The organism is Aeromicrobium sp. Leaf272 (genome assembly GCF_001422865.1).
GTDB lineage: Bacteria > Actinomycetota > Actinomycetes > Propionibacteriales > Nocardioidaceae > Aeromicrobium.
This window is the reverse complement of sequence record NZ_LMMY01000010.1, coordinates 180,293-195,942: the sequence shown is the minus strand read 5'-3', so window position 1 is coordinate 195,942 and position 15,650 is coordinate 180,293. Positions and strand designations below refer to the sequence as shown.

Below are 15,650 nucleotides of genomic sequence, written 5' to 3'. Positions count from 1 at the left end.
CGCCGAGGCGCTGAAGGCCGACGGCGCCGCCGACGTGGTCATCGCGGCCACGCACCCGGTGTTCTCCGGTCCGGCGGTCGACCGGCTCAAGAACTCGGTGGCCACCGAGGTGGTCGTCACCAACACGCTGCCGCTGAACGACGACCAGCGCTTCGACAAGCTGACCGTGCTGTCGATCGCCCCGCTGCTGGCCCAGGCCACCGCCGCCGTCTTCGAGGACGGCTCGGTCACCAGCCTGTTCAGCTGAGCCGTCGGGTCAGCTGACGCCCGCTGCGGCGGTCGCCGTCGGGGTCGCGCTCGGGGTCGGGGTGGCCGTCGGCGTCGCGCTGGGAGTGGACGTCGCGCTCGGTGTGGGCGTGGGCGTGGCGGACGGCCACGGGAACGCGGGCGAGCGCACCAGCATGAAGGGCTGACCGTCCTCGACCGCGAGCACCTGGCGGCACGTGCTGTCGGGCAGCAGGGGCTGGTTGGCCGCGACCGCCATGCCCTGCCGGGCACTCAGCCCGTTGAGCCGCACCGGCTGCCACTTCTTGTCGACCTCGTCCTCGATCACGATGCTGACGTCGCACGTGGCGGTGGGGAGGGTGCCGCCGACCGTGAACGCGCCGGTCGCGTCGGTCTCGACCTTGCCGTGCTGCACTCCGTTGCCGTCGTAGGCCGAGACCTTCACGCCCTTCGCGGGCATGCCGGTCCTCGCGTCGAGGACACGTCCGCTGAGGCTGCCACCCTTCTGGCCGAGCTTGACCGACGTGTTCAGGGTGCGTCCTGACCTCACCGATCCCGACAGGTTCACGGTGCGGCCGAGGTACCCGTCGGTCCCGGGCACCTGGACGCGGTAGGACCCCGGGTGGAGGCCCTGGACGCTGAACCGGCCCTGGGTGACCTTGACGACCCAGAACTGGCCGGTCGTGCGGTGGACGAGGGTCACCCACGGGCTCGTGGAGATCAAGGTGTTGTCGCCGCGGTAGACGCGACCGACCATCGAGCCGGCCCGGCTCCTGAGCGCGATGTCGACCGACCGGACGACACCGAGGTTGGCTGCGCCCGCAGCGCGTGCCGGCCCGGTCCAGCGCTTGGCGCGGTCGAAGGTGAAGAGGGAGAAGCGCGCGTTCGGCAGGCCGCCGATGGCGTACTGGCCGCGGTTGTTGGCCTTCACCTCGTAGGTGCGGCCGTTGGACCCGGCGGGCACGTTCTCGACCGCGAGCACCCGGGCTCCACCTGCCACCTTCCCGCCGGCGCGGACGGTACCGGTGAAGGCCCCGCCGCGGCGCAGCGTCACGTCGCGCTGCGTCCCCTCGCCGGCCTCGACCGAGACACGGACGTCGACGTCCACGTGCGCCTTCACGTCGTAGCGCGGCCTGGTGTCGGTGAACTGCAGGATGTAGTCGCCGGCGGGCAGGTCGAGGGAGTACGCGGTCCCCTTGGTGCGGACCTCGCGGAGGTAGCCCCACCCGGAGGTGAACACGCGCACCTTGATGCCGGACAGGTAGCGGGTGCTCTTGCCGACGCGCTCCTTGATGTCGCCTGCGACCCATCCGGTCGGCTCGGCGGCGGCCACGGGCGACACGAGCCCCAGCAGCAGGCCGGCGACCGCCAGGACGATGGCGGCGCGCGCGCCACGACGACGTGCGTCGGTGTTCATGACTCCCTCTCCGGTGGCGCGTCCCAGCGCCTGTCTCCCGTCCGGGAGTCTAGGTCCGGGAACGTCGGATCGACCCCGGCCTTGCACGATCTGAAGGTAATCTTGAGCGAAGCCTGAGGGAGGAGCGCGAGTGCAGAGCCGGCGTACGCGACGCCTGGAGATCGTCGGTACGGCCGTCGCCGCCGTCGTCGCCCTCGTCGTCGCCCTGAACCTGGTGGGCGTGCCCGTCCGGCCTCCCTTCTGGCCGGGTGGGGCCCAGGGGTCGAACCCGTTCGACGCGGCCGCCGTGCACGTCGACCCGCAGTCGCAGGCGGCGCGCGCCGCTGCCTCCGCCGCCGGGGACGACGCCAGGATCCTGGGCCGGCTCGCTGCCACCCCCACCGCTGTCTGGCTGACCCCCGAGGCGACGCCGACCGACGTGGTCGAGGAGCACGTGCGGCGCATCGCCGTGCAGGCGCGCGACGAGGACTCGGTCGCGCTCTTCGTCCTCTACGGCATCGCCGACCGTGACTGCAGCGGCCAGGAGTCGGCCGGTGGTCTCCCACCCGACCAGTACCGCGCCTGGGTGCAGGCGGCGGCCGACGGCGCCGACGGCATCGGGACCTCCGCCGTGGTGGTCGAGCCGGACGCGCTGGCCGATGCGGGGGAGTGCGCGGACCCCGACGAACGGATCGCGCTGCTCGAGGACGCCGTCACCCGCTTCGTCGACGCGGACGTCACGACCTACCTCGACGCCGGCCACTCGGGGTGGGTCGAACCGGACGAGATGGCCGGTCGTCTCCAGCAGGCCGGGGTGGAGGACGCCCGCGGCTTCTCCACGAACGTCTCGTTCTACGCCGACGACGCCACGGAACGCGCGTACGCCGACGCGGTGGCCGACGCCCTCGGTGGTGGGCACTACGTGATCGACACCGGGCGCAACGGGAACGGGTCCGACGGACAGTGGTGCAACCCTCCGGGCCGGGCCCTCGGCCGCGCGCCCTCGGTCGGCGACGGGCGCCTGGACGCCCATCTCTGGATCAAGCCGCCGGGTGAGAGCGACGGCTCCTGCGGAGGTGGTCCGGCGGCCGGCACGTGGTGGACCGAGCGGGCCCTCGAGCTCGCTCGCGCTGCTGGCTGGTGATCGTGACCCGCAGCGCATTCCTGCGGTTTCAGGGGCGATGGACGCCGTCGTTGCTACGCTCGACCCATGGGAGAGAGTTCTGCACGCCTTGCGGTCGTCATCGAGGATGACGCCGACGTCCGGCACCTCCTGCGCACGATCCTCGTCCGGAGCGGTTTCGAGGTCATCCTGACCAAGGACGGCGCCGAGGGCGTCGAGGCGGTACGCGCCCACGATCCCGAGCTCACCACCCTCGACGTCAACATGCCCGGCATGGACGGCTTCGCGGCCGCCAAGCTGATCCGCGAGTTCAGCTCCACCTACATCATCATGCTCACCGGTCTGGACGACGAGATCGACGTCGTGCAGGGACTCGACTCCGGCGCCGACGACTACCTCGTGAAGCCGTTCCGGCCCCGCGAGCTCCGCGCCCGGATCGAGTCCGTGATGCGTCGCCCGCGTCAGCACGTGACCACCACTGCTGCAGCCGCCGCGACCGACCGGACCAGTCCGGCGCAGGCCCAGCAGTGGGCCCAGCCCGCGGCCGAGCCCACGCGGTCCGACGCGGAGCAGCAGCACCTGCCCCAGCGTGAGGTCGCGCCGCCGGCGGCCGCTGCTCATCATGCCGTCGCCCAGCAGGCAGCAGCCCAGCACGCAGCGCCGCAGACCCACCCTCCTCACTCGTCCGCGCACCCGGTGCACTCGGCTCCGGCAGCGCCGCCCTCCGCCGGTGGCTGGTCCTCCGCGGGTCGCGTGGGCGTCGCCCACGCCCCCTCCGTGAGCGCGGGTGCCGCTGCAGCCCCCGCCACCGGTGCGGACGCCTGGCTCCGCTCCAACGGACTCGCCGTCAACGTGGACACGCGGACGGTCGTGGTCGACGGACGCAACGTCGACCTCACCCGGACCGAGTTCGACCTCGTCGCCTCGCTGCTGACGACCGGACGCCGTGTGCGGAGCAAGGCCGATCTCGTCCTCACGCTGCGCGGCCAGAACTACGTCACGACCTACTTCGTGAACGAGGCCGACAAGCGCGCCGTCGAGGTGCACATGGCCAACATCCGTCGCAAGCTCGGCGACTCCAGCACCACGCCGCGCTGGATCGAGACCGTGCGGGGCGTCGGCTACCGCATGGCCGAGGACGGCTGAGCCGGACGTAGGGCGCGAGCCCCCGGAGGAACCCGCGCCCGCAACGCCTGGCGTGGCGCCGTCAGTTGGCGTTGATCGGGATCTTCTGGGCCTCGGTCGGCCTCTTCGAGGCGAAGATCGCGATGGGGACCTCCTGGGTCACCAGCTCGGGCTCGTACTCGTCGCTGCCGCGTGACTTCTGGATCCAGACCGTCGCGCTGAAGGTGAGCGTGACGCCCTGGGTGTCGGCGGCCAGCGGGCCGATCTTCTGGTTGCGCAGCTCGAACGCGCCCTTGGGCGAGGTGATGAGCATGCCGTACTTCGTCGAGACCGGCTGCGGGTCGAAGGTGATCTTCTTCGCCTCCTCGTCGAGCTCGTAGGGGTTCTCGACGGCACCGGAGGGCGTGGTGGTCGCCGACGTCACCTCGATGCGGTCGAGGTAGACCTTGCGCTTCTTGCTGAACTTGTCGCGGAGCTTGCGGGACAGGTCGTAGGACTGGAGCGTGAAGGAGAAGTACTTGTCGCCGCCGGGGTACCACTCGTTGGTGCGCGGCGTCGACTTGGTCGGCCAGATCGTGTAGACGAAGTCCATCGAGCCGACCTTGACGTGCGACTGGAACGTGCCGTCACGGGTGAACTGAGAGTCGAAGGCCGCGGTGGCCGAGGCCGTCGGCGCGGGCTCGTCGGCCTGTGGCGCGTCCTCCTTCAGGACGCCGCACGAGGAGAGCACGAGGGCGAGGGCGACGGCGGTCACGACGGCGGCGAGGGGCCGGCGGGCGCGACGGGACGGGCGGGGCTGAGCGCTGGTCACGAGAGAGTTCCTTCGGGGAAGCAGGGGTGCGGGGGAGTGGTCGGTCGGGCGCTCACACCGTGTAGCCACGGTAGTTGCGCAGGATCTTGATGCCCATCCAGAAGGTCTGGGACACGGTGATGACGCCGAGGATCGGCCAGCCGACGGCGAGCACGTCGGACCTCAACCCGATGGGCAGCTGCATCCACGCGGCGGCGGCGGCCGCGAACACGAGCAGCGCGATGGCGAAGGGGTACAGGTAGCTGTTGCCCGAGCCGCGCTCGGCCTTCGCCTGCGCCGCCCAGTTGTCGGTCTGCTTGCGGCTCGCGAACTTCGTCCACGCGCGCACGAAGTGCCCGATCCGGATCCACATGTAGATCTCGGCGGGCAGCAGCAGCACGGCGAACAGGATGTCCCGCCGGTGGCCGTAGTGCATGGAGCGGGCGACCCGGTAGTTGAGCAGGATCGCGACGACCGGTGGGATCAGCCACCACGGGCTGAAGACGAAGGCGTCGATCGACAGGCTGGCGAGGAGCAGGGAGAAGAACATGGCGCGCGTGATGATGTTGAGCACCATCGAGAGGTGCTCGAACCAGCGCAGCCGCAGGTTGGGGTGGAAGGGCTGTCCCTTCGTGTCGCCGCGCTGGCCCGGCCACATCAGCTCGATCGCGCCGAAGTTCCACTTCACCTGCTGGGCGTCGAGGGCGCGCAGCGTGTTCATGCCACCCACGTGGGCGCGGGCGGTGGCGCTGATCTTCGTCAGGTAGCCGGCGCTCTTGATCTGCAGCGACAGCAGCGAGTCCTCGACCTCGCTGTCCTTGACCCAGGGCGCGCGCTGGTGGGTGAGGGTCATGACGTCGCGCAGCGCCTGCGTGGAGAAGATGGAGAACTGCCCCCCGAGGACGGCCATGTTCCGGCCGCGCAACAGGTTCTGCATGTTGAAGGCGGCGAACTGGGCGCGCTGCCCGGCGGTGAGGAACTTGGCCATGGCGGTCGGCAGGGCGCTGTCGTCGATGCTGTAGATCGCGGAGATGCCGCCGATGCGGTCGTCGCTCATGATCTCGTCGACGAGGTCCTTGATCGCGGTCGGCTCGGGCGTGGTGTCACCGTCGACGCCGATGATGTAGTCGCAGCCCTCCGCCAGGAAGAAGCCGTAGTTGAGCGCGCCGACCTTCTTGTCGGGGTTCTCGCCGATGTCGTGCACGAAGATCTCGACCAGCTGGGTGCCCTCCGGACGGTCCAGCACGTGCTGCCCGGCGTAGTGGCCGGCGATCTCCACGGTCTCGTCGGTCGTGTTGTTCACGACGACGTGGATCACGTCCGGCAGCCGGGTCTGCACGAGCAGGGCGTCCAGGACCGACGCGATCGTCTCGGCCTCGTTGTAGGAGGGGACGACGCAGGCCACGGTGGCGCGGGGCTTGATGCTCCCGGCCACCTCCTCGACGGCGGTGCCGAGCGCGCGGTGCAGCGCCTCGGGCGACGCGTCGAAGGCGGTGGGGTGGCGGTCCATGGGTCCGCTGGGGTCGTACGACACTGAGGGCTCCTGCAGGGATCGGTCGGTCCGACCAGCCTGGTGCCCCTCGCTCAGGTTTCGCCTCGGTACGTCATCAAGGTCTGCTCAAGATTGCCTCAAGCGTGGCGTGCGGTCTCCGCCTCCGTCATCAGCGCGGTCAGGTCGGCGCGCGACGTGTAGGTGTCGGCGGTGCCCAGCAGCACCGGGACCGGGACCTCCTGCGGCTGGCCGGGCTCCGTGGACCGGGTGTAGAGAGCGTGCTCGACGGCAGCGGCGATCTCCGCAGCGCGCTCGGGCGCGTCCGCCGGGGCGAGGACGGCGAACCGGCCGACGCCCAGGTAGCCCAGCACCGACCAGGCGGGCACGTGACGGCGCAGGGTGTCGGCGAGGGTGGAGAGAGCGAGGTCGCCACCGCGTCGACCGAAGGCCTCGTTGAGCTCCACGAGATCGGTGACCTCGGCCACCAGGAGTGCGGCATGTCCGCCACGCAGCTCCAGACGGCCGAGCCGGTCGGCAGCGGCCTCGAGGAACTGCTCCCGGGAGTGCACGCCGAACACGCGTCCCGTGCCGTGGTCCTCGGACCACCACGCGCCGTCCCGCTCGGCGCGCATCGACACCAGCAGCTGCAGGCCGACCGTGGTCGCGACCACCAGGAACGTCGCCGGGAGCACGGTGGAGCCGTCGTCGCCGCGGCGCAGGAGGGAGTTGATCGTCGCGGCGGCGGCGAAGAGACCGAGGACGACCTGGAGCAGGCTGACGTTGACGTTGAGGCGCATGGGCCCGCGGTGCAGCTCCACGATGGTGGCGACCGCGAAGCCCGAGGCGGCGAGGTAGCCCGACGGGATGACGGCCGACCCGGCGGCGGAGAGGGCGAACCAGGCGACCAGCACGGCCGTGGCGACCAGGAGGGGTGCCGCCGGCAGGGGCGTGGCCCCGCGGAACCAGCGCACTCCCGACCACATCAGCCCGAAGGTCATCACGGCGCACGCCGCCCCAGCGGCCTCGACGTCGACCGTCGGCACGAACACCTGGTCGATCAGTGGGGCGAGACCGGCACCGAGGGCCGCCATGAGGCTCCCGCACCACAGCCGGTTGGCCGGGTCGTTGTGCCGCAGCGCCGTGGTCAGGGCGAAGGGCACCGCGACGGCGAGGAAGGCGGTGAGGGTCCCGGCGAGGAACAGCTCGGACGAGGTCATCAGGCCACGTCCTGCTCCGCCGCCGAGACGTCGGCGGAGGCGGGCAGCCACACCGAGACCGTGGTGCCCTGGTCGGGGCGGCTGCGGATGTCGATGATCCCGCCGTGCGCCTCGACGATCTGCTGCGCGATGCTCAGCCCGAGGCCGGTGCCCTGCACGCCGGAGTCACGTGCGCCCCGCGTGCGGTAGAAGCGCGTGAAGAGCGCCTGCAGCTCGTCCTCGGTCATGCCGTGGCCGGTGTCGGCGACGACGATCTCCACCCCCGGGACCGCGGGGGCTCCGTGGGGCGACCCGGCGCCGCCGTCGGCCTCGACCGGTCGAGGCCGCGTCGCCTCGCGGACCGACACCTCGATGGTGCCGTCGTACCGGTTGTACTTCACGGCGTTGGTGAGCAGGTTGTCCACGACCTGGCGCAGACGCAGCGGATCGGCAGCGATGTCGATCTCGGTGGCGGCGTCGACGCGGACCGTGACCAGACGTTCGGTGGCCACGGGACGGACGCCCTCGACCGCCTGCCGGACCACCGCGCTGGGGGTGCAGGACTCGCGCACGATCCTGAGGGGGACGCCCGGGGTGCGGCTGCGGGCGGTCAGGAAGTCTCGCGAGAGCGCCAGCATGCGCTCGGTGTTCTCGAGCGCGACCTCCATCAGCTCGCGCGCCTCGTCGCCGAGGTCGGGCTCGGCGAGCGCGAGCTCCAGGTAGCCGAGGGCCGACGTGAGAGGCGTCTTGATCTCGTGCGACACGGCCGCCACGGCGTCGTCGCGCGCCTGCTCGTCGGCCAGCTCGCGGCTCACGTCACGGGCGACCACGACGTACCGCTCCGACCGGTGGCTGGCCACCCGACGCACGCTCACGTGGAGCGGCACCTGCGAAGGCCCGGGATGGCCGAGGCGCACCAGGGCGCGCTCGACCTCCTCGCCCGCCCGCGAGAGCGTGAGCGGGTGGGACCGGGAGTCCAGGGGGGTGGTGCCGTCCGCGAGGTAGAACGGCCCGTCGCGCACGACCGACGCGGCGTCGACCGCGCCGATGCGACGGGCCAGGTCCTCGGCGGCACGGTTGGCCGACGTGGTGCCGTCGGCGTTGAACGTCACCACCACGAAGTCGACCACGTCGAGCACCTCCGCGAGCACCCGCTCCTGGGTGCGCGCCGAGTCCAGCGCCGACCCGACGAGCCGGGTCTGGGCCTCCAGGAGGCGACGCTGCGCGACGTTCCGCCGGGTCCAACGGCTTCCCGCCCACGACGACATGCACAGGAGCAGGCCGAGGTTGAGCACCGTCGCCACGCCGGCCCGCCAGGGCTGGTCGCCGTTCAGGTCCTTGACGGCCTGGGCCGTGAGCAGTCCGACGAGGCTCGCCGAGAGCACGATGACACGCGGAGGCGTCGGCAGCTGGACGGCGACCCAGGCCACCGGGAGGACGGCGAGGACGAAGAAGCCCGACCCCGGTGCGGCGAAGAACAGCAGGCTGCAGACCACGACGTCGAGCAGGCAGATCAGGGTCGCCGCGACCACGGTGGCGCCGCGACGCTCGATGCCGAGCGAGCCGAGCAGGGCCGACAGGATCGCCGTGAACCCGGCCAGGACGACACCGACGGTGAAGACCGCGGGGTGCGCGGGCAGCGACGTGGCGATCGCGGCGACGACCGGGAAGGCGAGGGCCGTGAGGAAGAGGAACTGCGCAGCGAAGACCTCGCTGGGCGCGACCTGGGGCTGTGCCTCGTGGAGCGGTGCCTCGTGGGGTGGGGCGTCGTCGCCCGACGTGACCCGTCCCGAACGTCCCGGGAAGGTCGGCATCAGCATGGGGAAACCCTAGCAATTCCAGGCCGGGCGCGAGGGCGCTTCGGCCGAGGTCGACCTGGTGCGGGCGGTGGCCGATTTCACCGGCGAGGACCGGCTGCGGTAGGCTGCGGCAGTTGCCTCGGCGAGGGTCGGCCCGTCCGACCGTGATCGACAGGGCGCTCCACGGAGTGTCGTGTTCGAGCGCCTGTCGCGACGTCCCGGCCGTCGACGCGGCCGCCCCACACGTCTTCCCGCACCACCACCCCAGGAGCTTCCCGTGGCCGAGATCAAGATCCCCGCAGAGACCCGCACCGAGTTCGGCAAGGGCGCTGCCCGTCGCATCCGTCGCGCCGACCAGGTGCCCGCCGTGCTGTACGGGCACGGCAGCGACCCGGTGCACGTCACCCTGCCGGGCCACGCGCTCATGCTCGCGTTGAAGAACAGCAACGCACTGCTCTCCATCGCGCTGGGCTCGACCACCCACCTCGCGATCCCCAAGCAGGTCCAGCGCGACCCGCTCAAGGGCTTCATCGAGCACGCCGACCTGCTCATCGTCAAGAAGGGCGAGAAGGTCACCGTCGACGTCCCCGTGCACGTCGAGGGCGAGGCCGCGCCCGGCACCCTCGTGGTGCTCGAGAACGCGAGCGTCTCCCTCGAGGCCGAGGCCACGGCCATCCCGGAGTCGGTCGAGGTGTCCGTCGAGGGCCTCGAGGTCGGCGCCCAGGTGCTCGCCTCCGACCTCACGCTGCCCGAGGGCTCGACCCTCGTCGTCGACGACGAGCTGCTCATCGTCAACGTGACCGCTGCGCCCACCGCCGAGGAGGTCGAGGCCGAGCTGGAGGAGGCCGAGGCCGAGGCCGGCATCGAGCGTGACGAGTCCGACGAGGAGGCCGCCGCGGCCGCCGAGGGTGACGACGCCGAGGCGCCTGCCGAGGACGCCGACTCCGAGTCGTGACCTGGCTGGTCGTGGGGCTCGGGAACCCGGGCCCCACGTACGCCGCCACCCGGCACAACGTGGGCTACCTCGTGGCCGACGTGCTCGCCGACCGCATGGGCGGTCGGTTCAAGGCCCACACGTCCGGCCGCGCCGAGGTGGTCGAGGGCCGGCTCGCCGGCGAGCGCGCCGTGCTCGGTCGGGCCCGCTCGTACATGAACGAGAGCGGCGGACCGGTCAAGACCCTGACGTCGTACTTCGACGTCGAGCCCGAGCACCTCGTGGTGGTCCACGACGAGCTCGACATCGACTTCGGTGCTCTCCGTCTGAAGCTCGGCGGAGGCGACAACGGCCACAACGGGCTGAAGTCGATCCGTCAGTCGATCGGCACCGGCGACTTCCACCGGGTCCGCGTGGGCATCGGTCGTCCGCCCGGTCGCCAGAGCGTGCACGACTTCGTGCTGAAGCCGTACTCGTCCACCGAGCGCAAGGAGCTCCCGGTGCTGCTGGAGGAGGCGGCCGACGCCGTCGAGAGCCTCCTCACGCGAGGACTATCCGAGACACAGAGCGCGTTCAACCGGTAGATGGACCTCCACGCACTGCTCTCGCCCCACCTGGCCGGGTCGCTCGCCGACGTCGTGTCGCAGCGCCCGCGCACCGTCACCCTGCAGGGACCGGCCGCGCTGCGCCCCTTCGTGGCACGTGCCGCGGCCGACGCCTCCACCGTCCTCGCCGTCACCCCCACGGCCCGCGAGGCCGACGAGCTCGCCGCTGACCTCTCGGTGCTGCTCGGTGACGACGCCGTGGTGGTGTACCCGGCGTGGGAGACCCTTCCGCACGAACGGCTGTCGCCGCGCTCCGACACCGTGGGCCGACGGCTCGCCGTCCTGCGGCGGCTGGCCCACCCCGGCGCCGGCGCGCCGCCCGTGCGCGTGGTGGTGGCGCCGGTGCGGTCGATCCTCCAGCCGCAGGTGGCCGGCCTGGCCGACCTCACCCCGGTCGAGCTGGTGGTCGGTCAGCAGGCCCCGCTCGACGACGTGGTGCGCGACCTGGCTGCCGCCGCCTACGTGCGGGTCGACCTCGTGGAGCGTCGCGGCGAGTTCGCGGTGCGCGGCGGCATCGTCGACGTCTTCCCGCCCACCGAGGACCACCCGCTCCGCATCGACTTCTGGGGCGACGAGGTCGAGGAGATCCGGTGGTTCTCCGTCGCGGACCAGCGCACCACCGACGCGGTGGAGCGCCTCTGGGCGCCGCCGTGCCGTGAGCTGCTGCTGACCGACGAGGTGCGCGGCCGCGCGGCGGCCCTGGCGACGGAGCACCCGGCGCTCGCCGAGCTGTTCGGCAAGGTGGCGGAGGGGCACGCCGTCGAGGGCATGGAGTCGCTGGCCCCGGTGCTCGTGGACGAGCTGGAGCTCCTCGTCGAGGTGCTCCCCTCCGATGCCGTGGTCGTCGTCAACGACCCCGAGAAGGTGCGGGCGCGTGCGGCCGACCTGAATGCGACGAACGAGGAGTTCCTGCAGGCGTCGTGGGCGGCCGCGGCCACCGGCGCCGCCGCTCCCATCGACCTCGGCGCGGCCGCGTTCAAGGAGCTGGAGGAGGTTCGCGCCGTCGCCCTGGCGCGTGGCCTGGCGTGGTGGAACCTGTCCCCGTTCGGTCTGGACGACGAGGACACCGTGGTCGTGCCCGCCGAGGCGGCGCCGCTGTACCGCGGCGACACCGAGCAGGCCGTCGCCGACGTCCGGGGCTGGTTGGCCGACGGCCGGTTCGTCGTCGTGGCCGCGCCGGCCGCCGGGCAGGCCCAGCGCACGGTCGAGTGGCTGGCCGAGCACGACGTGCCCGCCGCACTCGTGGACGGGGACACCCCGGCGCCGGAGGCGGGGAGCGGTGTCGTGGCGGTACTCGTCGCCGACGTGGACCACGGGCTCGTCGCCGCGAAGGCCGTCCTGCTCACCCACGACGACCTCGTGGCCCAGCGGGCCGCCGAGCGCCCCGACCGCTCGAGCATGCCCGTGCGCCGCCGCAAGCAGGTCGACCCGCTCGAGCTCAAGGCGGGCGACCACGTCGTGCACGAGCAGCACGGTGTGGGTCGGTACGTCGAGCTGGTCAACCGCACGATCCAGGGCGCGGCCCGCGAGTACCTCGTGATCGAGTACGCCCCCAGCAAGCGCGGACAGCCCGGTGACCGGTTGTTCGTGCCCATGGACCAGCTGGACCTCGTCAGCCGCTACGTCGGCGGCGAGAGCCCCAGCCTGGACAAGCTGGGCGGCGCGGACTGGACGGCGCGCAAGAACAAGGCGCGCAAGGCCGTCCGACAGATCGCCGGCGAGCTGATCAAGCTCTACGCGGCACGGCAGTCCACGAAGGGTCACGCCTTCGGCCCCGACACGCCGTGGCAGGCCGAGCTCGAGGACGCCTTCGCCTTCGTCGAGACGCCCGACCAGCTCATCACGATCGACGAGGTTAAGCGCGACATGGAGCGGCAGGTCCCCATGGACCGGCTCGTCTGCGGCGACGTCGGCTACGGCAAGACCGAGATCGCGGTGCGCGCGGCGTTCAAGGCCATCCAGGACGGCAAGCAGGTGATCCTGCTGGTCCCGACCACCCTGCTCGTGCAGCAGCACTACGCCACCTTCGCCGAGCGCTTCGGCCAGTTCCCGGTCACGATCAAGCCGCTGTCGCGGTTCCAGACCGAGAAGGAGTCGCAGGCCACGCTCGACGGCCTGGCCGACGGCAGCGTCGACCTCGTGGTCGGCACCCACCGCCTGCTCCAGCCCGGTGTCCGCATCAAGGACCTCGGACTCGTCATCGTCGACGAGGAGCAGCGGTTCGGCGTCGAGCACAAGGAGGCCCTCAAGCACCTGCGGGCGGCCGTCGACGTGCTGGCCATGTCGGCCACCCCGATCCCGCGCACCCTCGAGATGGCGGTCACGGGGATCCGCGAGATGTCCACCATCGCCACGCCTCCGGAGGAGCGGCACCCGGTGCTGTCCTTCGTCGGCGCCTACGACGACAAGCAGGTCGCCGCGGCGATCCGGCGCGAGCTGCTGCGCGAGGGCCAGGCGTTCTTCATCCACAACCGGGTGCAGTCGATCGACAAGGTCGTCCGACGGCTCGGCGAGCTCGTGCCCGAGGCACGCATCGCGGCCGCGCACGGCCAGATGGGTGAGCACCAGCTCGAGAAGGTGATGGTCGACTTCTGGGAGAAGCGCTACGACGTGCTCGTCTGCACGACCATCGTGGAGTCCGGCCTCGACGTCTCCAACGCCAACACCATGATCATCGAGCGGTCCGACACCCTCGGCCTGTCGCAGCTGCACCAGCTCCGCGGCCGCGTGGGCCGAGGGCGCGAGCGCGCCTACGCCTACTTCCTGTACCCGCCCGACAAGCCGCTCACCGAGACCGCGCACGACCGCCTGGCCACCATCGCCCAGCACTCCGAGCTCGGCGGCGGCATGCAGGTGGCCATGAAGGACCTCGAGATCCGCGGCGCCGGCAACCTGCTCGGCGGGGAGCAGTCAGGGCACATCGCCGACGTCGGGTTCGACCTCTACGTCCGGCTCGTCGGCGAGGCGGTCGCGGAGTTCCGTGGCGAGGGCGAGGCCGGACCGCAGGGTGCGCGCGAGGTCAAGCTCGAGCTCCCGGTCGAGGCCCACCTCCCGCACGACTACGTGCCGAGCGAGCGGCTGCGTCTGGAGATGTACAAGCGTCTGGCCGACGTCCGTTCCCTCGACGACGTCGCCGAGCTGCGTGCCGAGCTGGTGGACCGCTACGGCGAGCCGCCGGAGGTCGCCGAGGTGCTGCTCGACGTCGCGCGGCTGCGGGTCGCGGTGCGTGCTGCCGGCCTCACCGAGGTCACCTCCGCCGGGTCGCAGATCCGCTTCGGTGGGCTCTCCCTCCCGGAGTCGGCGCAGATGCGTCTGCGTCGGGTGTACCCGAAGAGCATCTACAAGCCGGCCACCGACGTGGCCCTCGTCCCGGCGCCGCGCACGGCGCCCGTGGGCGGCCGTCCGCTGCGGGGGCGCGAGCTCCTCGAGTGGGTCGACACCGTGGTGCAGACGCTCGTCGCCTGAGCAGGCCCGCCCCCGGCGGGGCAGGGCGTCGCACGGTGCGAGAATGGCGCCGTGACTCATGTGGTGATCATCGGCGGGGGACCAGGCGGCTACGAGGCCGCGCTCGTGGCGGCGCGTCTGGGGGCTCAGGTCACCGTGGTCGAACGCGACGGCCTGGGCGGCTCGACCGTCCTCACGGACTGCGTGCCCAGCAAGACGCTCATCGCGACGTCGGACCTGCTGACCGAGGTCGAGTCCTCGGCCGAGCTGGGGGTCGAGGTCCCGCGTGACGTCCGCGCCGACCTGGCCGCGGTGAACGACCGGGTCATGAAGCTGGCACTGGCCCAGTCCGCCGACATCGCCGGGCGCCTCGAGCGCGAGGGCATCGAGTTCGTCAAGGGATCCGCCCGGCTGGTCTCCGCCGGCTCCGTCGAGGTCGACGGTCGTACGATCCAGGCCGACGCCGTGCTGGTCGCCACCGGAGCGCACCCTCGGGTCAGCCCCGACGCGCTCCCCGACGGCGAGCGGATCCTCACGTGGGAGCAGGTCTACGCGCTGCGCGAGATCCCGGACCACATGATCGTCGTGGGGTCCGGCGTCACCGGCGCGGAGTTCGCGAGTGCCTACAACGGGCTCGACGCCCGCGTCACGCTCGTCTCGAGCCGCGACCGGGTGCTGCCCGGTGAGGACGAGGAAGCCGCCGAGCTCATCGAGGACGTCTTCACCGAGCGTGGCATGACCGTCATGGGCCAGTCCCGCATGGCCTCCGTGCGGCGCGACGGCGACCAGGTCGTGGTCACGCTCACCGACGGTCGCGAGGTCGTCGGGTCGCACTGCCTGCTCGCCCTCGGCTCCATCCCGAACACCGCGGACCTCGGGCTGGAGGAGGCCGGCGTCGTGCTCGACGAGAACGGCTTCGTCCGCGTGGACCGCGTCTCGCGCACGAGCGTGCCCGGCATCTACGCGGCCGGCGACTGCACCGGGGTGCTCATGCTCGCCTCCGTCGCGGCCCAGCAGGGCCGCATCGCCATGGCGCACCTGCTCGGTGACGCCGTGCACCCGCTCGACCTGCAGAAGGTCTCGAGCAACATCTTCACGTCGCCGGAGATCGCGACCGTCGGCCTGTCGCAGCGCAAGATCGACGAGGCCGGCCTGCACGTCGACGTCGTGATGCTGCCGCTGGCCACGAACGCGCGCGCCAAGATGCAGGGCGTCCGTCACGGCTTCGTCAAGCTCTTCTCGCGCCGCGGCATGGGCGTCGTGGTGGGGGGAGTGGTGGTGGGCCCGCGAGCGAGCGAGCTGATCCACGCCGTCTCGCTCGCCGTGTCCGCCTCCCTGACGGTCGACCAGGTGGCCGACGCGTTCACGGTGTACCCCTCGCTGTCGGGTTCGGTGGCGGAGGCGGCTCGCAGTCTGCACCCCCGCTGACCTGCGGAAATGACAGGCGTGTAGTTCACTCACACCGGTGGAAGTCGCCGCCGATGTGTGGTTCCGTTGGCCTGGCTCGCTCGTCACATCCGT

At 71.7% G+C, this 15,650-nt stretch carries 11 protein-coding genes and 1 pseudogene; 7 read left to right on the top strand and 5 right to left on the bottom strand.

Annotation, left to right across the window (positions count from 1 at the left end; translation table 11 throughout):
* Positions 1-247: pseudogene (locus ASF38_RS19045) on the top strand (ribose-phosphate diphosphokinase); the annotation flags it as partial.
* A 9-nt stretch (positions 248-256) separates the two neighbouring features.
* On the opposite strand, the gene ASF38_RS06180 reads toward ASF38_RS19045, so the two are convergent.
* Positions 257-1,642, bottom strand: coding sequence for a collagen binding domain-containing protein (locus tag ASF38_RS06180; RefSeq protein ID WP_056574436.1), 1,386 nt, complete (start codon positions 1,640-1,642; stop codon positions 257-259).
* Between the two features lie 130 nt (positions 1,643-1,772).
* On the opposite strand from ASF38_RS06180, the gene ASF38_RS06175 reads away from it, so the two are divergent.
* Together ASF38_RS06175 and ASF38_RS06170 are read left to right on the top strand one after the other, a co-directional pair.
* Positions 1,773-2,765 carry a glycoside hydrolase family 6 protein gene (locus tag ASF38_RS06175; RefSeq protein ID WP_056574433.1) on the top strand — a complete coding sequence of 331 codons (993 nt, stop codon included), beginning with the start codon at positions 1,773-1,775 and terminating at the stop codon, positions 2,763-2,765.
* 66 nt (positions 2,766-2,831) lie between these two features.
* Positions 2,832-3,890, top strand: coding sequence for a response regulator transcription factor (locus tag ASF38_RS06170; protein ID WP_056574430.1), 1,059 nt, complete (start codon positions 2,832-2,834; stop codon positions 3,888-3,890).
* 61 nt (positions 3,891-3,951) lie between these two features.
* Here the strand turns inward: ASF38_RS06170 and ASF38_RS06165 are convergent, their stop codons facing one another.
* From ASF38_RS06165 to ASF38_RS06150, 4 genes are all read right to left on the bottom strand, one after another.
* On the bottom strand, positions 3,952-4,680 hold the full coding sequence (locus ASF38_RS06165) for a hypothetical protein (RefSeq protein ID WP_056574427.1): 729 nt from the start codon (positions 4,678-4,680) through the stop codon (positions 3,952-3,954).
* A gap of 52 nt (positions 4,681-4,732) precedes the next feature.
* Positions 4,733-6,193, bottom strand: coding sequence for a glycosyltransferase (locus ASF38_RS06160; protein ID WP_235497452.1), 1,461 nt, complete (start codon positions 6,191-6,193; stop codon positions 4,733-4,735).
* Positions 6,194-6,288: 95 nt separating this feature from the next.
* Positions 6,289-7,368, bottom strand: a complete 1,080-nt coding sequence (locus ASF38_RS06155; protein WP_055968976.1) for a diguanylate cyclase domain-containing protein — start codon at positions 7,366-7,368, stop codon at positions 6,289-6,291.
* Positions 7,368-9,167: a cell wall metabolism sensor histidine kinase WalK gene (locus ASF38_RS06150; RefSeq protein WP_056574424.1), complete on the bottom strand. Its 1,800-nt coding sequence runs from the start codon at positions 9,165-9,167 to the stop codon at positions 7,368-7,370. The genes ASF38_RS06155 and ASF38_RS06150 overlap by 1 nt, the downstream gene beginning before the upstream one ends.
* A 256-nt stretch (positions 9,168-9,423) precedes the next feature.
* Here ASF38_RS06150 and ASF38_RS06145 point away from each other — a divergent pair, with 256 nt between their 5' ends.
* From ASF38_RS06145 to ASF38_RS06130, 4 genes are read left to right on the top strand one after another with little or no spacing between them, the layout of a single operon-like run.
* Positions 9,424-10,101 carry a 50S ribosomal protein L25/general stress protein Ctc gene (locus tag ASF38_RS06145; protein WP_055968969.1) on the top strand — a complete coding sequence of 226 codons (678 nt, stop codon included), beginning with the start codon at positions 9,424-9,426 and terminating at the stop codon, positions 10,099-10,101.
* Positions 10,098-10,664 carry an aminoacyl-tRNA hydrolase gene (gene pth, locus ASF38_RS06140; protein ID WP_055968966.1) on the top strand — a complete coding sequence of 189 codons (567 nt, stop codon included), beginning with the start codon at positions 10,098-10,100 and terminating at the stop codon, positions 10,662-10,664. The genes ASF38_RS06145 and pth overlap by 4 nt, the downstream gene beginning before the upstream one ends.
* On the top strand, positions 10,665-14,150 hold the full coding sequence (mfd, locus tag ASF38_RS06135; RefSeq protein ID WP_056552430.1) for a transcription-repair coupling factor: 3,486 nt from the start codon (positions 10,665-10,667) through the stop codon (positions 14,148-14,150).
* Positions 14,151-14,201: 51 nt separating this feature from the next.
* The gene (locus tag ASF38_RS06130) at positions 14,202-15,557 is read left to right on the top strand and encodes an NAD(P)H-quinone dehydrogenase (protein WP_056574421.1); all 1,356 of its coding nucleotides are present in this window, start codon (positions 14,202-14,204) and stop codon (positions 15,555-15,557) included.
* Positions 15,558-15,650 lie beyond the last annotated feature (93 nt).